Origin of the sequence: Ancylobacter radicis (assembly GCF_018449475.1) — a bacterium.
GTDB classification, from domain to species: Bacteria; Pseudomonadota; Alphaproteobacteria; order Rhizobiales; family Xanthobacteraceae; genus Ancylobacter; species Ancylobacter radicis.
In genome coordinates, this window is the sequence record NZ_JAHCQH010000017.1 from 12,969 (window position 1) to 31,955 (window position 18,987).

Genomic DNA, 18,987 nt, shown 5'->3' on the forward strand with positions numbered 1-18,987 from the left:
GCCTCACCGGCGGGTCCACGGACGTGGATGGCCGGGCGCCCGCCCGGCCATGACGGCCCTCATCATGGCTGATGGATTCCCATGCGCGGCAAGGACGTTCGTCTCGACCAGGTCTCGATCCGCTTCGGCGACGCCACCGCCGTGCAGCCGACCGACCTGTCCATCCATGCCGGCGAGTTCTTTTCGATCCTCGGCCCCTCGGGCTGCGGCAAGACCACGATCCTGCGCACCATTTCCGGCTTCATCGAGCCGACGGCCGGACGTGTGCTGATCGGCGGCGAGGACATGGTGGGCAAGGGCCCCAATGAGCGCCCGACCGCCCTCATCTTCCAGAATCTCGCGCTGTTCCCGCTGATGAGCGTCGCCGAGAATGTCGCCTTCGGGCTGGAGGCGCGCGGCGTCGCCAAGGCCGAGCGGCTGCGCCGGGCGCAGGAGCTGCTCGAACTGGTGGCGCTCGGCGGCTATGGCGACAAGAAGCCGGCCGATCTGTCCGGCGGCCAGCGCCAGCGCGTGGCGATCGCCCGGGCGCTGGCGGTGGAACCCTCCGTGCTGCTGCTCGACGAGCCGCTCTCCGCCCTCGACCTCAAGCTGCGCCAGCACATGCGGGCGGAGCTTCGCGCCATCCAGAAGCGGGTCGGCATCACCTTCATCTACATCACCCATGATCAGGGCGAGGCGCTGGCCATGTCCGACCGCGTGGCGGTGATGAGCCGTGGCCGGCTGGAGCAGGTGGCCGATGCCGACACGCTCTATGCCGACCCCGCGACGCCTTTTGTCGCCACCTTCGTCGGCGAGCAGAACGTGCTGCGCGGCACGGTGGCGACGCTGAGCGACGACGATGCGGCCATCGATACGCCGGTCGGGCGGATCATCGGCCGGGCCAAGGGCCCGCTCAAGGTCGGCGACAGCGCGCTGGTGCTGGTGCGGCCCGAGCGGATCACGCTCGGTGGCACCGATGACAACCAGGTGCCCGCCCGCCTCACCGCGCGCAACCTCGAAGGCGCCGCCGTGCACCTGCACTGCGCCGCGCCCGCGCAGAACTTCACCGTCACTGTGACGAACGGACCGGAAGTGCGCGCCCTGCCGGACGAACTGATCCTCTCCTTCAGCCGGCGCGACGCGCTGGTCTATCCCGAAGGGACGCTGGCCCATGGGTAGCCTCGCGCGCGCCTATGGCCGCCCGCTGGCGGCGGTGATCGCCGGCATCACGCTGGTCTGGATCCTCGTCCTCATCCTCGTGCCGCTCGGCGCCATGCTGGAGCAGTCGCTGTGGTGGCGCGACGCCAAGGGCGACGTCTCGCTCCAGATCGACCGCCTCTACAACGAGATTTCCACGCTTCAGCTCGACCGCGCCGGCGCTGCCGATCCGGCCCGCCAGGCCCAGCTCGACGCCGCCATGGCGCAGAAGCAGGCGGAAGCCACGGCGCTGGAGGCGCAGGAGAAGAACCCGCCCAAGACCTATGGGCTGGACAATTTCACCCGCATGAGCGGGCTGCATCTCTACATCTTCGTGCGCACCATCCTCTATGCGCTGATGGTGACGGGGCTGGCGCTGATCGTCTGCTATCCTGTCGCCTATGTGGTGGCGCTGGCGAGCGGGCCGCGCAAGGCGATCATCCTCACCGTCGCGCTGATCGTGCCCTATGCCATCAACGAATTGCTGCGGGTCTATGCCTGGCTGATGATCCTCGACTATCGCGGCGTCATCAACGGCGTGCTGGCGTGGCTGGGCTTCATCAATCTCGATGCCCGCGAGTGGATCCCCTTCCTGGAGAATCCCTCCGCTGTCTTCCTGGCGATGATCTACACCTATGTGCTGTTCATGGTGTTCCCGATGGTGAACACGCTGGAGACGCTCGACCGCAACCAGATCGAGGCGGCGCGCGATCTCGGCGCCTCGACGCTGCGCATCCACCGCCGGGTCATCATTCCCCACGCCAAGCCCGGCATCGCGGTGGGCTGCATCATGACCTTCATGCTGTCGGCCGGCTCCTATTCCGTGCCGGCGATCATGACCCGCGGCCAGGGCGGGGACTGGTTCAGCCAGCTCGTCTACCGGCAGTTCTACGAGAGCAACAACTGGAACATGGGCTCGGCCTATGCGGTGTCGCTGCTGGTGGTCTGCACCGCCTTCATCCTGCTGATGATGCGCCTGTTCGGCGTCGGGCTGCGGGACATCGCGAAATGACGATGTCCCGCGTGTCTCATCCCCCTGTCGACATCCACGCCACTTGCCTCTCCCTCTCCCCCTCGGGGAGAGGTGGCCCGCGAAGCGGGTCGGTGAGGGGCTTTCGCGATTGCGGAGCTTCAAGCCCCCTCACCCCACCCCTCTCCCCGTCGGGGAGAGGGAGTCATGGCGCGCACCGTCTAACGGGAGTCACCCCATGAGCAGCTCGACCGAAAGCGCCGGCGCGCGGCTGGTGCTGAACATCTATATCGGCCTGTTCGTGCTCTATCTCTTCCTGCCGCTGGCGGTGATGTCGGCGGCGGCGTTCAACTCGTTCGACTACCCCTCGGTCACCCAATGGCGCGGCTTCACCCTTCAGTGGTTCGTCGCGCTGGCGCATGACCAGCGGCTGCTGCAGGGCCTCGCCAATTCCGTCATGGTGGCGCTCGGCGTGATCGCCGTATCGATCCCGGCCGGGCTGTGCGGGGCGCTGATCCTGACCCGGCTCGGCCAACGCTCGGGCACCGTGCTCTATTCCGTGCTGGTCTCGCCGGTGCTGACGCCGGGCATCATCCTCGGCATTTCCAGCCTCATCTTCTGGCGCGAATTCGGCGTGCCGGGTGGTCTGTTCGTGGCGGTGATGGCGCAGTCGAGCTTCATCGCCTCCTATGCGATGCTGCTGTTCCTCGCCCGCCTGCAGCGGCAGGACCGCACGCTGGAAGAGGCCGCGCTCGATCTCGGCGCCAGCCACACGCTGGTGTTCCGCCGCATCACCCTGCCCTTCCTCGCGCCGACCTGCTTCACGGCGGCGGTGGTCGCGTTCCTGCAATCTTTCGAGAACTACAATACGACGGTCTTCGCCATTGGCGGCGAGTGGACGCTGGTGACGGAAATCGCCTCGCGGCTGCGCTTCGGCCTGTCACCGGTCATCAATGTGGTGGGCGTGATCTTCGTCGCGCTGACCCTGATCGCCGCCACCACCTATGTGCTGCTGAAAAGCCGCCCGGCACGCTGACGGCGCCCGACGCCGTGTCATCGACAAGCGTATCCGCACCGGGTGTCGCATTCGGCTCTCGGGGTGCTAGAAACTGGCGGGTAGACAGGGCCTTTCGCGGAATCGGAGCCGTTCCATGCACCACACTCTTGTCGCTCGCCTCGCCGCCCTGCCCGTTCTGCTGCTCCTCGCGGCTGGGCCGGCGCTGGCGGGCAGCACGACCATCTCCGGGAACGTGACCACGGAGCGCGTGCCGGACGATTTCGATGCCACCAAATCGACCGACTGGGGCCTTGGCGTCTCCCACACCTTCGACAACAGCGTGATTGTCGCGGTCAACGGCAAATATTACGACACGGCGAATACGAGCAACTACAAGGTCAATCTCGACACCTCGCTCGGCTACACGCATAATTTCGGGGCATTTTCCCTGACCGGCATGGCGGGTGTCGGCCAGCATTTCATCGAATCCGACGATTCGAGCAGCTTCCCCTATTATTTCTTCAGCTTCGCCGCCGACATTCCGATCACCAAGCAGTTCACCTGGACCGCGGTGAAGCTGCGCTACCGCAACGCCTTCGATACCGACAACGACTACAACACCCCTGAAGTCGCCACCGGCATCAGCTTCTGGGCGACCGAGCACACAGCTGTCACCCTGTTCATCGAGCGCGACTGGACCGATGGCGATGTCGCCTATAACGGCATCGAACTCGGCTTCAAGCACAAGTTCTGAGCCGGCTAGGCTCACCCGAACGTGATGCGTCCCGTCGTGACCGTCTGATGCAGCGCCACTAGCTTGCAGCCACGATCCCGATGGGGCCTTCCATCACAACGGAGCCTGCGATGACGATGATCTCCCGCCGCCATGTGCTTGCCGGCGCCGCGAGCCTGCCGGTGCTCTCCGCCGTTCTGCCGCTGCTCGCCGCCAGCACCTCCCCGGCCGCCGCACAGACCACCTCCGGCCAGCAGGTGCCGGGCCTCTACCGCTACAAGATCGGCGATATCGAGGTCACCGCCGTCAATGACGGCGTGCGCTCCTTCCCCCTGCCTGACGGCTTCGTGAAGAATGCCAGCCGCGACGAGGTGAATGCCGCGCTGGAAGCCGCCTTCCAGCCCAAGGACCGGATGAGCATCCAGTTCAATCCGCTGCTCATCAACAATGGCGGCAAGCTCACTTTGATCGACACTGGCAACGGCCCGCAGGAAGGCAATGCGACGGTCGGCCGGCTGATGGCCAATCTCGGCTGGGCCGGGGTGAAGCCGTCGGATGTGAACACCGTGGTGATCTCGCATTTCCACGGCGACCACATCAACGGCCTGCGCGCCGCCGATGGCAGCCTCGCCTTCCCCAATGCCGAGGTGCTGGTGCCCGCCGCCGAGTGGAAATTCTGGATGGACGAGGGCGAGATGAGCCGCGCCCCGGAAGGCCTCAAGGCTAATTTCCAGAATGTGCGCCGCGTGTTCAAGGACATTGACAGCCGGGTGAAGCCCTATGAGTGGGACAAGGAAGTCGTCCCCGGCCTCACCGCGGTGAACGCCGCCGGCCACACGCCTGGCCATACCGCCTATGTGCTGGCCTCCGGCGACGGCAAGCTGTTCATCCAGTCCGACACCACCAACACGCCGATGCTGTTCGCGCGTAACCCGGAATGGCAGGTGCAGTTCGACATGGACGGCGCCAAGGCGACCGAGACCCGCAAGCGGATCTACGACATGGTGGCGGCCGAGCGGCTCCAGCTCACCGGCTATCACTACCCCTTCCCCGCCACCGGCTTCATCGAGAAGGACGGCAACGGCTATCGCGTCGTGCCGGCGGTCTGGAACCCGGTGCTGTAAAGCCGGCCCCACGCATCGCCGCTATTGGCAGGAGCCGGGGGTGAGGCTGTGCCTCGCCCCCGTCTTTCATTCTGGAGCGGGCGCGGCTATGTCTCGCCCCCGACTTTCATTGCAGAGCGAGCCCCTTCATGAGCGACACGCTTCCCGACCGCCTCTCCAGCGATCCGACCAGCCCCTATCACGACGAGGCCCTGCTGGCGCGCGGCGTCGGCATCCGCTTCAAGGGCGTCGAGAAGACCAATGTCGAGGAATATTGCGTCAGCGAGGGCTGGATCCGCGTCTCCGTCGGCAAGGCCCGCGACCGCGCCGGCAACCCGATGACCGTCCTGCTCAAGGGCCCGGTGGAGCCCTATCTGCGCGACGCGCCGCAGCCGGAAGCCCCGCAGGAATAGGCGGCGAATAGGCGGCGGGCCCCGTCGCGCGACAGAGGCCGGGCACACAGCTCAGCCGTCCGTCTCGTTGGCGATCCAGTCGAGATAGTCGGGATCGCCGTCGACGATGGGAATGACCACCACCGACGGCACCTCGTAAGGGTGGCGCGCCCGCACCGCCTGCGCGACGGCGGGGGACAGGTCCTCGCGGGTCTTGAAGATCATCACCGTTTCCTGCGCCCGCTCGATCTCGCCCTGCCAGCGAAAGATCGCCACCATGCCCGGCAATATGTTCACGCAGGCGGCCAGTCCGTCGGCGACGATGGCCCGGCCCGCCGCTTCGGCCTCGACGGCGCTCGGCCAGGTCGTATAGATCATCACCGTGCTGTCCTGATCCGCCGTCATCCTCACCCCTGTCCGGGCTGTCCCGCATGAACGAAGTCGCCCGCCCCACGGACCCGAATGAGGAAGCTGACGCTACGCCAGCATATGGCCGAATCAGCTTTGTCGCGAGCGATGCGCCGGATGCGCAGCAGGCGCGCGCTTTGCTGGTAGAGCGTTACGGCGACGAGCCGGTGGACGAGGCGGACATCGTCGTCGCGCTCGGCGGCGACGGCTTCATGCTCCAGACCCTGCACCGCTTCCGCGACAGCGGCATCCCGATCTACGGCATGAATCGCGGCTCGGTCGGCTTTCTGATGAACAGCTTCCGGCAGGACGACCTGCCCGCGCGCATCGCGGCCGCGCAGCGCGTCGTCATCCATCCGCTGATGATGGAAGCGACCGATGTGAATGGCCGGCTGCACCGCGCCCCCGCCATCAACGAGGTCTCGCTGATCCGCCAGTCCTATCAGGCCTCGAAGCTGCGCATCGCGATCGACGGCAAGATGCGTATGGAGGAGCTGATCTGCGACGGCGTGCTGGTCGCCACCCCGGCGGGCTCGACCGCCTATAATCTGTCGGCACAGGGGCCGATCCTGCCGATCGGCACGCCGCTTCTGGCGGTCACGCCGATTTCCGCCTTCCGCCCCCGCCGCTGGCGCGGCGCGCTGGTGCCGGATCGCGCGCGGGTCGACATCGCCGTGCTGGAATCGGAGAAGCGTCCGGTCAATGCCACGGCCGACCATTTCCAGGTGCTGAACGTGGTGGCGGTGCGGGCCAAGCTCGACCCCAACTCGTCGATGACCATGCTGGTCGACCGCGACCACTCGATGGAAGAACGCATCCTGCGCGAGCAGTTCGGCTGAGGCTCGCCTGAGGCCGGATCAGGCGGCGATGCCGCGCCCGCCCGCCTCGTCCCGCCAGCCGCGCAGCATGGCGAGCAGCCGCTCGGCGCCGGGCTGGCTCTCATAGCGGGCGATCACCTCGTCGAGAATGCGGCGCTTGAGGGCGGCGGTGTCGTCCGACATCTCGCCCGTCTCCTCCGCCTGAACCACTTCCAGCGCGGTGCGGAAGGCGACATAGGCGCCGCGCGGCAGGCCGATGCGGTCATAGACGGTGCGGAAGGAGCGGCCGGAGCGATCGGCCAGCATGGCGGCGACCTGCCCGCTCGGCAGATCGGCCAGCACCGAGACCATTTCCCGGAACAGCCCCACCTCGCCGGAGAGGATGGCGCGCAGCGCCAGAACCGGCGTCAGCTTGCCCTTGGCCCGCATCGTCTCCACCGCCGCGCGCAGCTCGGCAACCGGATCGGCGCGCGTATCGGCGACCGGCTCATGCACCGGGTCCACGCCCTCGGATTCGCAGGCCTCGCGAGCGACGCGCGCGGCCTCGTCCGCGCTCATCCAGCGGCGCTCGGCCACGAAGGCGGAAAGCGTGCCGGCCACTTCGCGGATCAGCGCCTGATGCGTCGACGCCGGCAGATTGGGCCGGGCCAGCAGCGCCTCGCGCATCGCCGGCACATGGCCGTAGCGCGCGACGAGGCAGGCGAGAGTGCCCTCGGTGAGATCGGCGGAGCGGTTGCCGACCAGCGCGAGGCAGGCCTGCGGCCCGGCCTTGCGCGCCAGCACGGCGGCGATTTCGGCCGCGAGATCGCGGCGGGCGGCGATGGCGACGCGCAGCATCTCGTCGTCGGTTTCGCAGAAATGGATGAGTTCGCGCAGGCTCGGCACCGGCGAGCGGGCCAGCATCACCGCGCCCGGCGCCCCGCCCTGCGCGGCGATGCCCAGCACGAGATCGGCCGGCACGAGGGGATGGTCGGCGAGCGCGGCGGCAAGGGCGAGCCGCACCTCGGGAGCAGGATCGCGCGCCAATGCCGGCAGCGCCGCCTCGATCTGCGAGCGGTCGGCGGCGCCGAGATCGGAGCGCAGATAGGCCCGCGCCAGCGCCGAGGTCGCCTTGGCCCGTGCCTCGTCCGGCGCGGTACGGGCCCAGAGCAGAAACTGGCGAACGATCATGGCGGAACCCCTTCTCATCATCGGCGCGGTGATGATGCGGGGTGCCGCCTTAAGAAACGGTTGACCATAAGCCTCGCGGCGACGTTCTCAGTCGCCGCTGCCTTCCTCGGTGTTCAGGCTCGGCGGCGTGGCCTGCTCGCCCACCAGCACGTCGACCGGCTCGTCCTTGCCCGCCTCGACCTTGAAATCCTTGCTGTAGGTCTTGCCGTCATGGCGGGCGACCGCCGTGTATTCGCCTTCCGCCAGCACGAAAGTCGGCGTGGAGTTGATCGATTCCTTGATGCTGTCGCCACCGGGGCTCAGCACCGACCATTGCGCGTCCGCGATCGCCTCGCCACCCGCCGAATTGACCAGCCGCAGCACGATTTCCGCCGCGCGGTGATGCAGCGTGGCGTCGGTCACCTTGCCGGGCGCCACCGAAATATCCGCCTGGATGACCGCATTGCCCTCGCCATAGGTCGAGACGACGTAATAGTCGCCGGCCGGCAGAATGACGAGGTCGCCGGCATTGGCATCGCGGAAATAGGGGCGGCTGGAGGCCCGGCCCTGAAGGAAGCTGCCCTCGAAAATGTCGAAGGTCACCTTCTGCGCGGGGATCTGCTTGTCGCCGATATCGGCCTGCAGCTTGATGCCGCCGGCCGGAAGGGTGATCTGCTCGCGGCGCGATTCATCCCCCACCACGATGCGGCGGGCGATGCTGGCGAGACCGAAGGAGACGTGCACCACATAGCCGCCGGGCGACAGGAAGAACACCGGCGCCGGGTCGGCCGCCTCCGCCACCAGCGGGTAGGCGCCGGAGGGCTCCGGCCGGTCGGCGAAGACGCGCCAGACGAGGCCGCGCGGCACCAGCCCTTCCTTCTCGCCGAAGCGCGCGCTCATGCCGATCGCCGCCTTGCCCGGCGGGGGCTGCGGCAGGATGGTGTGCGGGTCGGCCGCCGCCTTCGGCGCCGCGCCCGCCGGCGCTGTCGCGGCGGGCTTGGCCGCCGGCTTGGTCGGCGTGGCGCTCGGCGTATTGCCCGCGAAGGGCAGCGCCGGCACCACCGTCCCGGCGGAGGGCAGCGTATTCGCGCTCATCTGCTGCGCCAGCGCACCGCCGGGAACGGCGAGGAGCATCAGCGCGGCCACCACCGGCAGGCGCCGGCGCGACAGGCGTGAGGGTTCGGGGCGGCGAGCATCAACCATGGCCGCTTGGTGCCCCCAAAGAGGGGCGAATTCAAGTCAAACCGGCGCCCCCCGCGCCGTGCCGGAACAGGCGCCGCCCGGAGCCGGGGCCGCGCCGGCGCCGGGCCCCGCCTTCGCCTTGGTCGGCGGGCGTGGCCGTGCTACCGGGAGCGCAGCAGAGGACGGATGAATGACCGACGCGCTGACGCTGCTCAAGACCCGCAAGAGCCCGAAAATCTTCGACCTCACCGGCCCCGGCCCCTCCCCGGCCGAGATCGACGAGATGCTCACCATCGCCTCGCGCGTGCCCGATCACGGCAAGCTCGCGCCGTGGCGTTTCATCGTGTTCGAGGGCGAGGCCCGCGCCCGCGCCGGAGAGGCCATCGCGAGCGTCTTTCTCGCCGACCATCCCGATGCCGGCGCCGATCACATCGCGCTGGAGCGCGGACGACTGATGCAGGCGCCGCTCGTCATCGCCGTGGTCTCCAAGGCCGGGCCGCATGCGAAGATCCCGGAATGGGAGCAGACGCTGTCCGGCGCCGCCGCCTGCACGCTGCTCGGGCTCGCTGCCCATGCGCTCGGCTATGCCGCCACCTGGCTCACCCAGTGGTACAGCTACGATGCCCGCGTGCGCGCCGCGCTCGGCCTGTCACAGAGCGAGCGTATCGTCGGCTTCGTCCATGTCGGCACGCTCGCCCGCCCGCAGGAGGACCGCCCCCGCCCGGCGCTCGCCGACATCGTGACGAGGTTCTGACCCATGTTCTACGAGCCCGCCCGCCGCAATCACGGCCTGCCGCATGATCCGCTGAAAGCCATCGTCGCCCCGCGCCCGATCGGCTGGATCTCCACCCTCTCGGAAGACGGGGTGGCGAATCTCGCGCCCTATTCCTTCTTCAATCTGGTGAGCGAGCACCCGACCATCGTCATGTTCTCCAGCGCCGGCCTCAAGGACACGGTGCGCAATGCCCGCGCCAGCGGGCAGTTCGTCTGCAATCTGGCGACGCTGGCGCTGGTCGAGCAGGTCAATCTCACCTCCAAGGCAATCGCGCCGGACGAATCGGAATTCGACCTCGCGGATCTCGCCCGCGCCCCCTCGCGCATGGTGAAGCCGCCGCGCGTCGCGGCCGCGCCCTGCGCGCTGGAATGCGTGGTGACGGAGAGCTACGACCTGAAGGACCGCCACGGCGCGCCCAGCGGGCGCCATGTCACCTTTGGCGAGGTGGTGGGCGTGCATATTGACGACGCTTTCATCGAGGGCGGGCTGGTGCGCACCGACAAGCTCCAGGCGCTCACCCGCTGCGGCTATTTCGACTACGCCTGGGTCGACACGCTGATCTCCGTGCCCCGGCCGGAATGAACCCGTTCACGCGCTCGGCAACCACTTGTTCACCATAATCGCAGTAATATGCCCGCAGTGGACGGGTGGAGGCTTGTTTTAAGATGCGTCGTTTCGATCGCCGTGCCGTGCTGGGCTTCTCGCTCGCCGGTGTCGCCCTGGCTCTTGGCGGGTGCAAGCGCACCACCACGGCGGGCACGCCGCTGACCCCGATGTCGCCGATCTCGTCCTATGCCAGCATCAACCCGGCCGGCACTTACGGCCCGGTCGCCGACCGCTTCCCGATCCAGGCCTTCGACACCTCCTCGATCAACCCGGCCTATACGCGCCGCGAGGTGCCGTTCTCCACCACCGAGCCGGCCGGCACCATCATCGTCGATCCGCGCGAGCACTTCCTTTATTACGTGCTGCCCGGCGGGCGGGCGATGCGCTACGGCGTCGGCGTGGGCAAGGAAGGCTTCGGCTGGTCCGGCACCGCGACCATCAATTCCAAGCAGGAATGGCCGGACTGGTACCCGCCCAAGGAGATGATCGAGCGCCGCCCGGACATCAAGCCGCAGCTCAGCCAGCTCCAGAGCGGCGTCGGCGTGGCCGGCGGCCTGTCGAACCCGCTCGGCGCCCGCGCCATGTATCTGTGGCAGAACGGCAAGGACACGCTGTACCGCATCCACGGCACGTTGGAGCCGCAGACCATCGGCACCAATGTGTCCTCCGGCTGCATCCGCATGATCAACCAGGACGCCATCGACCTCTATAACCGCGTCACCGTTGGCACCCGGGTCGTAGTGCTCGGCGCCCGCACCGGCGTCTGATCGCAAAGCGGCCTGAACGGCATCCGCCCTGCGTCATCGCGGGGCGGATTAAACGGTTGCCCCCCGCCGGTTGCAGTGCAACCTTCGGCATGGCGGGAGACATGATCGAATGAGCGGGCACATCATCACCATCGCCCAGCAGAAGGGCGGCTCCGGCAAGACCACGCTGGCCGCCCATCTCGCGGTCGCGCTGATGCGCAGCGGCGGGCGCGTGGCGCTGCTCGATTGCGACCCGCAGGGCAGCCTCGGCGAGTGGTTCGAGGCCCGCGAGCAGACGCTCGGCGACGACAGGACCGGCCTGTCCTTCCGCACCGCCAGCGGCTGGGGCGCCCGGCGCGAGGCCCGCAGCCTCGCCCGCGACTATGACTTCATCGTCATCGACACCCCGCCGAAATCCGACGTCGAATCCCGCCCGGCCATCGAGGCCGCTCACCTCGTCGCCGTGCCGGTACAGCCGACGCCGATCGACCTGTGGGCCACCCAGCCGACGCTGGAGATGATCGCCAAGGAAGGCACGCCGAGCCTTCTGGTGATCAACCGGGCGCTGGCGCGCGGCGCCCTCACCAAGGAAATCACCGACGCCATCCACGCCCTCGGCCACCCCGCCGCGCAGACCCGGCTCGGCAACCGCGTCGCCTTCGCCTCCAGCATGGGCGAGGGACTGACGGTGATGGAGATCGACCCCGGCAGCAAGGGCGCACTGGAGATGGAAACGCTGGCGCGGGAACTCGTCGCGGCGCTGCCGGGCTGAGCCGCGAGAGACCGGCGGGGCCGGCCTTTTGGAACGGACAGCCCCGAATTCAACCCGAGTCACGCCCAATTTATTGCACAAACGCAATCCGTTCACGTCCCCGCGACCGGGGAACCAGTCGCGCCGCAATGACTTGTCCTCCCGAACGCTCGCTGACGGCCCGGCGCCCCGGAGCAACGCCATGCCCCGGCCCGGCCCGGCGAGTGGATGACACCAAACGGAGACGTGACATGAAGAAGCTCATCATCGCGACCGCCACTGTTGCTTCGCTCGGCTTCGCCAGCGCCGCCTATGCCAACCAGCAGAGCTACAGCAACACCACCCGGCAGCAGACCGTCACCGGTACCTACGACTATGGCTATGACGCGCCGCGCCCCGGCTACCGGACCGCGCCGGCCTACGGGTACAATGGCGGGGTCTATGAGGGCCGCAACGCCACCATGGTCGATCCCGACCGCGCGATGGCCGGCTCCTACAGCGATTCCCGCTATGGCGACGGCCTCACGCCCTATCAGAGCAATCCGGGCGTCGAGCCCTATATCGCCAAGCAGATCGAGATGGATCAGCGCGGCGGCAACTGACGCCGCGGTCCCGCGACCCGGTGACAAAGGCAGGCGCGGCGCCCCTTGCGGGCCCGCGCCTTTCCGCGTGAGAGCCGCTTTTGTCGGCCCGCATCCCATGAGCGCCCCCCTCTCCATACCGGCCTGCGGTTGACGGAGCGCCCGCGGGCGGGCAATCAGACAGGTGCTTTCCATACGGCAAGCCAAAATTCATAGCCGTGAGCGTATCATCGCGGCAAAGTGGTTCGGGCGGCATCGTGCCCTGCCCGGTTCACCGGTCCCCGGACCGCTTTTGCTCGGGTTTGAAAAATTGGCGTGTTGCGTAACAAGAGAGCTGTGTCGACCGAAGCCCGCCTTGCGGGGTGCCTTTGTCGCGCTCTCGGTCATGCTCGCTTTGCCCGCCCCTGCCTTCGCCCAGACAACGCCGGCGGCCGAGCCGGCCCAGACCCCGACCAACGACGCCCAGCCCCAGCCCGGCCTGTTCAACTCCTTCCTCAACCTGTTCAACCCGAACCGGATGGCCGATGACGGCCCGCCGTCCCCGGACGCCACGCCCTATAAGGTGGAGATCGAGGTCAAGGACGCCGGCCGCTCCCTGCGCGAGGCGGTCGAGCAGGCGTCGACGCTGGAAAGCCTCTCCCACCGCCCGCCCTCCGGCGCCGCCGGCCTCGTGCGCCGCGCGCTGTCGGACCGCAACAACATCACCGCCGCGCTCTATGGCGAAGGCTATTATGCCGGGCTGATCCGCATCCGCATCGCCGGGGCGGCGCCGGAAGCCGCCAATATTTTCGAGATCGTCGAGGCCGCCCGCAAGAACGGCCCGGTCCCCGTGCGGGTCGAGGTCGAGCCCGGCCCGCTGTTCACCTTCGGCAAGGTAGCGATCCTCGACGCCCGCACCCGCCGCCCGCTGCCCGACGCGCCGCCGCTTCGGCGCCTGCGCCTGGAGCCGGGCGAACCGGCGCTGGCCCGCAACATCGTGCGGGCGGAGAGCGCGCTGGTGGACCATTGGCGCGCCTGCGGCCACCCCTTTGCGCGCGTCGCCAGCAAGGATGTGGTGGCCGACCATGCCACCAGCACGCTCGATGTCTCGATCTATGTCGAGCCTGGTCCCGTCGCCACGTTCGGTCGCTTCACCGTTTCGGGCGCGGATTTCCTGACGCCCCGCTTTGTCGAGGACCGCATCGAGATCGCGCCGGGCACGCCCTATTCGCCCGAGGTGCTGAACCGCCTGCGCCGCCGGCTGATCGGCTATGAGGCGATCGCCAGCGTGCGGATCGAGGAAGCCGACAAGCTCGATCCCGATGGCAGCCTGCCGATCACGCTGGTCGTCGAGGCCCGCAAGCCGCGCTATGTCGGCTTCAGCGGCACCTATTCCTCGACCGACGGCTCCGCCCTCAACGCTTATTGGGGCCACCGCAATTTGTTCGGCGGTGGCGAGACGCTGCGGCTCGACGCGCAGGCCTCCTGGTTCGGCGAGAAATCGGAGGCGGTGCCCGACGCCGACCCGTTCGGCTACAAGGTCTCCGCCTCCTTCGTGAAGCCGGGCATCTACACCGCGCAGGACGACCTCGTCGCCCAGGCCGCCGTGCTGCGCGAGGTGACCAACGCCTATGTGCGCGAGGCGGTCACCCTGCTGGTCGGCGTGCGGCACCGCTACAACGACAATCTCTCGCTTCAGGTCAGCATCGACCTTGAGGAATCCCGCGTCGAGGACACCACCGGCACCGGCGATTACGGGATTGCCGGCGTGCCCTTCGAGCTGACCTATGACACCCGCGACAACGAGCTCGACCCCTCGCGCGGCGTCCGCTTCGCCGGCACGCTGGAGCCTTTCGCCTATCTCGGCGAGGCCGGCGCCGGGCCGGTCATGGTCAAGGGCGTGTTCTCCGCCTATCACGCCTTCGACGAGGACAAGCGTTTCATCCTCGCCGGGCGGGTGGCGGCGGGCAGCGTGTTCGGCGCCGATCTCACTGACGTTCCGCCGCAGCGCCGCTTCTATGTCGGCGGCGGTGGCTCGCTGCGCGGCTATGACTACCAGTCCGCCAGCCCGCGCAACGCGGACGGCATCATCATCGGCGGCCGCTCCTTCTTCGAGGCGTCGCTGGAAGGGCGCATCCGCGTCACCGACACGATCGGCATCGTGCCCTTTGTCGACATGGGCTCGGCCTATATCAGCGAATGGCCGGATTTCGACGGGCTGAAATATTCCGCCGGCGTGGGCCTGCGCTACTACACCGCCATCGGCCCGCTCCGCCTCGATCTCGCCTTCCCGCTCAATCCGGGGCCGGATGACGGCGATTTCGGCCTCTATGTCAGTCTGGGGCAGGCGTTCTGATGATGCGCATCGTGAAAAGCCTCGCTTTCCTGCTGCTCGGCCTCGTGCTGCTGGCCGCTCTGCTGTTCGGCGCGGTGCAGACCCCGCCGGGCAAGGCGATGCTGGCGCGCCTCGCCTCCTCGCTCGCCTCCTCGCCGCAGATGACGGTCGAGATATCCGACATATCCGGCCTGGTGCCGTTCGACATGCGGATCGGCGCCATCGCCGCCTCCGATGCCGACGGTCCCGTCGCGCGGGTGGACGATCTTCATCTCGCCTGGCGCCCGCTCGCGCTGCTCGACCGCACGCTGGACATCACCCGCCTCGCCGCCGCGCGGGTGCATCTGCTCCGCCTGCCGGCGCCGCTGCGCGAACCGCCCCCGCCCGGCGAGCCGCCCTCCTTCGCCCTGCCGATCCGTATCGCCGAGCTGAGCCTTGGCGACATCGTGCTCGACGAGCCGGTGCTCGGCCATGCCGCCCGGCTCACCCTCACGGGCTCCGCCGACATCGCCTCGCTGGCTCATGGCCTGTCGCTCGATTTCGCGCTGCAACGGCTCGATGCGCCGGGCAGCGTCACCGGCCATGCCGCCTTTGCGCCGGATACAGGGCGCCTCGATCTCGACATCGCCGCGCGCGAACCCGCTGGCGGGCTGATGGCGCGCGCTGCCGGGCTCGACGGCCTGCCGGAGATCGCCGCCACGCTCAAGGGCGCCGGCCCGCTCAATGCGTGGGACGGGCAGCTCGGCCTCAGCGTCGGCGATATCGCGCAGGCCTCGGGTGCCGCCGGCATCCGCGCGGTGCCGCAGGGCCACCGCCTGACGCTGGCGATCGACGCCGACATGGCCCGCCTGCTCCCCGCCGACATCGCCCCGCTGTTCGATGGTCGCACGGAACTGGCCGGCGCGGCGGTGATGGACCCGACCCGCCGTATCACGCTGGAGCCGACCACGCTGCGCGCCGCCGGCCTCGGCGCGGTGGTCAGCGGCACGCGGGCGCCGGACGGCACGCTCGACCTCACCTTCGACGCCAAGGCCGGCGATGCCGCGCGCTTCGCCGCGCTCGCCCCCGGCCTTGGCTGGCAGACGCTCGGCCTCGCCGGCACGCTGAAGGGAGATCCCGCCCGCCCCTCGCTCGACGCCGGCCTCACCGGGCAGGGCCTGGCCGGCGCGGGCTATGGCGCGGCGACGCTGCGGGCCACGCTGCGCACCGTGCCCGAGAATACGGGCGCGCTGGCCGTCATCATCGAGGGCGATGCGGAGGGGCTCTCGGCTGAGGACCCGGAGGTCGCCAGCGCGCTCGGCACCGCCGGCAGCTTCAGCGCCACCGGTTCCCTGCCCGCGAACGGCGCCATTACCCTCACCGAACTGACCGCGCGCCTCACTGCACTGACCGCGCATTTCACCGGCACCGCCACCACGCAGGTGATCGACGGCGATCTGGACGTGCAGCGGCTCGACCTCGCCGCCTTCGGCCCGCTCGCCGGCCGCCCGCTGGCGGGGCAGGCCGCGCTCAAGGCCCGCGTCGCCGCCAGCGCCGATTTCGCGCGCCTGTCGCTGGACATGGACGGCACCGCCACCGGCCTCGTCACCGGCATCGCCCAGCTCGACCGCTTGTTCGGGCCGAGCACGCGCATCGCCGGCGCGGTGGCGCGCGACGGGGCGAACGCCATCGCCATGCGCGACCTCAAGATCAATACCGACGGCCTTGCCGTCACCGTCGATGGCCGCATCGCCACCGACCTCGCCGACCTTACCGCCAAGGTGGCGCTGGACAATCTCAACCGCCTCGACCCGCGCGTCACCGGCGCTCTGCAGGGCGAAGCGGCCTTCTCCGGCACGCTGGACAAGCTCGGCGTCACCGCCACCCTGCGCATCCCGCAGGGCACGGCGCTGGAGCGCCCGCTGCGCGACATCGCGCTCGACGTCACCGCCACCGACATCACCGGCGCGCCCAGTGGCACGCTGCGCCTGTCCGGCGACATTGCCGGCAAGGCGGCGACCGGCACCGGCACGCTCGCCAGCGTCCCGGATGGCGGCTACCGCCTGTCCGGCCTCGATCTCGCGGTCGGATCGGTCACCGCGCGCGGCGATCTCGCGCTCGCCGCCGACCTCAAGGCCACCGGCCGGCTGACCCTTGCCGCCGGCAATCTCGCGGATATCTCCGCCCTAGCCCTCACCGAGGTGACCGGCCGGCTCAATGCCGATGTGACGCTGGATGTGGTCAACGGCCAGCAGCGCGTCGCCGCCACCGGCGATGCCGCGAGCCTCGGCTTTGCCGGCCGCAGCCTCGCCAGCGCCCGCATCGACGCCACTGTGACCGACCCGCTCGGCGTACCGCTGATCAATGGCAGCGCCGATCTGCGCGGCCTCGATCTCGATGGCACAACGGTGGAGAGCGCGACCGTGAAGGCTACCGGCAACGCCTCCGGCACCGATATGAGCGTCGAGGCGCTGGCACAGGGCTTCACTCTCCGCGCCGCCGGCCGGCTGTCCCCACAGGAAGGCGGCGCCCGGCTGCGGCTCGACCGGCTGGCCGCCACGCGCGGTTCTCTGGGTATCACCAGCGCCGCCCCGGCCACGCTGACGCTGAATAACGGCGCCGTGGCGATCGACCGGCTGGTGCTGAACGCCTCGGGCGGCAGCGTCACCGTCGCCGGCACGGCCGGCCAGACGCTCGACCTCACCGTCGATGCCCGCGCCCTCCCCCTCTCCCTCGCCGATCTCGCCTCGCCCGGCCTTAACCTGTCCGGCACGCTGGCCGGCAATGCCCGCCTCACCGGGCCGGCCGGCGCGCCCAATGGCAGCTATGATCTGCGCGTCACCCGCCTCTCCAGCCCGGACCTCGCCCGCTCCGGCGCCGGCCCGTTCGACATCGCCGCCACCGGCGCGCTGGCGGGTGGCCGGGCCACCGTGCGCGCCACGGTGAACGGGCAGAACCTTCAGGGTCTGACGATCAACGGCTCGGTGCCGGTCGGCCCGGGCGATCTCGACCTCGCCATACGCGGCGCCATCAATCTCGCCATCGTCAACCCGATGCTGGCGACCACCGGCGCGCGCGCGCTTGGCACCGCAAATGTCGACGCCACCCTTCGCGGCACGGCGGCGGCACCGCGCGCGGGCGGCACGGTGCGCATCTCCGGCGGGCGCTTCGACGACAATGTGAACGGCGTGGCGCTCGACCAGATACAGGCCGTGCTGACCGGCACGGACCGCTCGATCACCCTCACCTCCTTCACCGGCCGCACCACCAATGGCGGCTCGGTGACCGGCCGCGGCACCATCGCGCTCGATCCGGCGGCGGGCTTTCCCGGCCGCATCGACCTCGATCTGGTCAACGCCGCGATCGTCAACAGCGACCTGATGCGGCTGGTGGCGGAAGGAAGGCTCGGCGTCGAGGGCGCCTTCCTCAACGGCCCGCGCCTCACCGGCCGCATCACCCTGCGCGCGCTCGACATTTCCATTCCCGACCGCTTCGGCGGCGGGGTGCGGGCGATCAATGTCCGCCACGTCAATGCCAGCAAGGCGTTCACCGCCAAGCGCGAACTGGCCCAGTCCCGCCCCACCGGCGCCAGCCGCAATGACGGCATCGGCCTCGATCTGGTTCTGGCGGCGCCGAACAACACGGTGTTCGTCCGCGGCCTCGGCATGGACGCGCAGCTGGGCGGCGAATTGCGGCTCACCGGCTCAACCCGCGCGCCGATCGCGCTGGGCGGCTTCGAGCTGCGGCGCGGCACTTTCGATTTCGCCGGACGGCGCCTCACCTTCACGCGCGGGCGCATCACCTTCACCGGCACGACGGACCCGGAGCTGGACTTCGTGGCGGAGACCACGAGCAACGAGGTGACCGCCCGCATCCTCATCACCGGCCCGGCCTCGCGCCCGGAGGTGAGCTTCACCTCCACCCCGACCCTGCCGCAGGACGAGGTGGTGGCGCGGCTGATGTTCGGCCGCTCGGCCGGCAATCTGAACGCCGGGCAGGCGGTGCAGGTGGCGCAGGCCGTTGCCCAGTTCTCCGGCGGCTCCGGCGCGCTGGAGAATCTGCGCCGCTCGCTCGGCGTCGACAGCCTCGACATCGGCACCAACGAGGCCGGCACCGGCGGTCAGGTCGGCATTGGCCGCCGGCTCAACGACAACATCTATCTCGGCGTGCGGCAGGGCACGACCTCAGGATCGAGCAAGGTCACGGTCGACATCGACGTCACCCGCAACATCCGCCTGCAGGGCGCCACCGGCGCCGATGGCTCGGCCGAAGTCGGCATCGGCGCGCAGTGGGATTACTGACCGCCG

Annotated in this window: 17 protein-coding genes; 14 read left to right on the forward strand and 3 right to left on the reverse strand. The window is 69.2% G+C overall.

Annotation, left to right across the window (positions count from 1 at the left end):
* Positions 1-81: 81 nt before the first annotated feature.
* From KIP89_RS11930 to KIP89_RS11955, 6 genes are all read left to right on the forward strand, one after another.
* A complete protein-coding gene (locus KIP89_RS11930) occupies positions 82-1,158 on the forward strand; it encodes an ABC transporter ATP-binding protein (RefSeq protein ID WP_213755667.1) in 1,077 nt (358 codons plus the stop codon).
* Positions 1,151-2,188 (forward strand): ABC transporter permease, encoded by a 1,038-nt coding sequence (locus tag KIP89_RS11935; RefSeq protein ID WP_213755668.1) that lies wholly within the window; start codon positions 1,151-1,153, stop codon positions 2,186-2,188. The genes KIP89_RS11930 and KIP89_RS11935 overlap by 8 nt, the downstream gene beginning before the upstream one ends.
* Positions 2,189-2,384: 196 nt before the next feature.
* Entirely contained in the window at positions 2,385-3,182 is a 798-nt protein-coding gene (locus tag KIP89_RS11940; RefSeq protein WP_213755669.1) for an ABC transporter permease, read from the forward strand.
* 115 nt (positions 3,183-3,297) lie between these two features.
* Positions 3,298-3,897: a hypothetical protein gene (locus KIP89_RS11945; RefSeq protein WP_213755670.1), complete on the forward strand. Its 600-nt coding sequence runs from the start codon at positions 3,298-3,300 to the stop codon at positions 3,895-3,897.
* Positions 3,898-4,007: 110 nt separating this feature from the next.
* Positions 4,008-5,000 (forward strand): MBL fold metallo-hydrolase, encoded by a 993-nt coding sequence (locus KIP89_RS11950; protein WP_213755671.1) that lies wholly within the window; start codon positions 4,008-4,010, stop codon positions 4,998-5,000.
* A gap of 128 nt (positions 5,001-5,128) precedes the next feature.
* Positions 5,129-5,392, forward strand: coding sequence for a DUF3297 family protein (locus KIP89_RS11955; protein ID WP_213755672.1), 264 nt, complete (start codon positions 5,129-5,131; stop codon positions 5,390-5,392).
* Between the two features lie 51 nt (positions 5,393-5,443).
* Here KIP89_RS11955 and cutA read toward each other — a convergent pair whose 3' ends face one another.
* Entirely contained in the window at positions 5,444-5,776 is a 333-nt protein-coding gene (gene cutA, locus KIP89_RS11960; protein ID WP_213755673.1) for a divalent-cation tolerance protein CutA, read from the reverse strand.
* Between the two features lie 26 nt (positions 5,777-5,802).
* Between cutA and KIP89_RS11965 the strand changes: the two genes are divergently transcribed.
* Entirely contained in the window at positions 5,803-6,618 is an 816-nt protein-coding gene (locus KIP89_RS11965; protein WP_213755674.1) for an NAD kinase, read from the forward strand.
* Between the two features lie 18 nt (positions 6,619-6,636).
* Here KIP89_RS11965 and KIP89_RS11970 read toward each other — a convergent pair whose 3' ends face one another.
* The gene (locus KIP89_RS11970; protein WP_213755675.1) at positions 6,637-7,767 is read right to left on the reverse strand and encodes a DUF2336 domain-containing protein; all 1,131 of its coding nucleotides are present in this window, start codon (positions 7,765-7,767) and stop codon (positions 6,637-6,639) included.
* An 87-nt stretch (positions 7,768-7,854) separates the two neighbouring features.
* Positions 7,855-8,949 carry an RgsD C-terminal domain-containing protein gene (locus KIP89_RS11975; protein WP_250152432.1) on the reverse strand — a complete coding sequence of 365 codons (1,095 nt, stop codon included), beginning with the start codon at positions 8,947-8,949 and terminating at the stop codon, positions 7,855-7,857.
* 169 nt (positions 8,950-9,118) lie between these two features.
* On the opposite strand from KIP89_RS11975, the gene KIP89_RS11980 reads away from it, so the two are divergent.
* From KIP89_RS11980 to KIP89_RS12010, 7 genes are all read left to right on the forward strand, one after another.
* Positions 9,119-9,682 (forward strand): nitroreductase family protein, encoded by a 564-nt coding sequence (locus KIP89_RS11980; RefSeq protein WP_213755676.1) that lies wholly within the window; start codon positions 9,119-9,121, stop codon positions 9,680-9,682.
* Between the two features lie 3 nt (positions 9,683-9,685).
* Complete coding sequence (locus KIP89_RS11985) at positions 9,686-10,285, forward strand: flavin reductase family protein (protein WP_213755677.1); 600 nt, start codon at positions 9,686-9,688, stop codon at positions 10,283-10,285.
* Between the two features lie 83 nt (positions 10,286-10,368).
* Positions 10,369-11,076 carry a L,D-transpeptidase gene (locus KIP89_RS11990; protein ID WP_213755678.1) on the forward strand — a complete coding sequence of 236 codons (708 nt, stop codon included), beginning with the start codon at positions 10,369-10,371 and terminating at the stop codon, positions 11,074-11,076.
* A gap of 109 nt (positions 11,077-11,185) precedes the next feature.
* Entirely contained in the window at positions 11,186-11,827 is a 642-nt protein-coding gene (gene parA / locus KIP89_RS11995) for a ParA family partition ATPase (RefSeq protein WP_213755679.1), read from the forward strand.
* Positions 11,828-12,057: 230 nt separating this feature from the next.
* Entirely contained in the window at positions 12,058-12,408 is a 351-nt protein-coding gene (locus KIP89_RS12000; protein WP_213755680.1) for a hypothetical protein, read from the forward strand.
* A 334-nt stretch (positions 12,409-12,742) separates the two neighbouring features.
* Entirely contained in the window at positions 12,743-14,722 is a 1,980-nt protein-coding gene (locus KIP89_RS12005; RefSeq protein WP_250152433.1) for an autotransporter assembly complex protein TamA, read from the forward strand.
* The gene (locus tag KIP89_RS12010; protein ID WP_213755681.1) at positions 14,722-18,981 is read left to right on the forward strand and encodes a translocation/assembly module TamB domain-containing protein; all 4,260 of its coding nucleotides are present in this window, start codon (positions 14,722-14,724) and stop codon (positions 18,979-18,981) included. The genes KIP89_RS12005 and KIP89_RS12010 overlap by 1 nt, the downstream gene beginning before the upstream one ends.
* Positions 18,982-18,987: the final 6 nt, after the last annotated feature.

Coding starts and splice junctions, on each gene's coding strand:
- KIP89_RS11930 (WP_213755667.1), top strand. CDS start 82: ATGCGCGGCAAGGACGTTCGTCTCGACCAGGTCTCGATCCGCTTCGGC.
- KIP89_RS11935 (WP_213755668.1), top strand. CDS start 1,151: ATGGGTAGCCTCGCGCGCGCCTATGGCCGCCCGCTGGCGGCGGTGATC.
- KIP89_RS11940 (WP_213755669.1), top strand. CDS start 2,385: ATGAGCAGCTCGACCGAAAGCGCCGGCGCGCGGCTGGTGCTGAACATC.
- KIP89_RS11945 (WP_213755670.1), top strand. CDS start 3,298: ATGCACCACACTCTTGTCGCTCGCCTCGCCGCCCTGCCCGTTCTGCTG.
- KIP89_RS11950 (WP_213755671.1), top strand. CDS start 4,008: ATGACGATGATCTCCCGCCGCCATGTGCTTGCCGGCGCCGCGAGCCTG.
- KIP89_RS11955 (WP_213755672.1), top strand. CDS start 5,129: ATGAGCGACACGCTTCCCGACCGCCTCTCCAGCGATCCGACCAGCCCC.
- cutA (WP_213755673.1), bottom strand. CDS start 5,776: ATGACGGCGGATCAGGACAGCACGGTGATGATCTATACGACCTGGCCG.
- KIP89_RS11965 (WP_213755674.1), top strand. CDS start 5,803: ATGAACGAAGTCGCCCGCCCCACGGACCCGAATGAGGAAGCTGACGCT.
- KIP89_RS11970 (WP_213755675.1), bottom strand. CDS start 7,767: ATGATCGTTCGCCAGTTTCTGCTCTGGGCCCGTACCGCGCCGGACGAG.
- KIP89_RS11975 (WP_250152432.1), bottom strand. CDS start 8,949: ATGGTTGATGCTCGCCGCCCCGAACCCTCACGCCTGTCGCGCCGGCGC.
- KIP89_RS11980 (WP_213755676.1), top strand. CDS start 9,119: ATGACCGACGCGCTGACGCTGCTCAAGACCCGCAAGAGCCCGAAAATC.
- KIP89_RS11985 (WP_213755677.1), top strand. CDS start 9,686: ATGTTCTACGAGCCCGCCCGCCGCAATCACGGCCTGCCGCATGATCCG.
- KIP89_RS11990 (WP_213755678.1), top strand. CDS start 10,369: ATGCGTCGTTTCGATCGCCGTGCCGTGCTGGGCTTCTCGCTCGCCGGT.
- parA (WP_213755679.1), top strand. CDS start 11,186: ATGAGCGGGCACATCATCACCATCGCCCAGCAGAAGGGCGGCTCCGGC.
- KIP89_RS12000 (WP_213755680.1), top strand. CDS start 12,058: ATGAAGAAGCTCATCATCGCGACCGCCACTGTTGCTTCGCTCGGCTTC.
- KIP89_RS12010 (WP_213755681.1), top strand. CDS start 14,722: ATGATGCGCATCGTGAAAAGCCTCGCTTTCCTGCTGCTCGGCCTCGTG.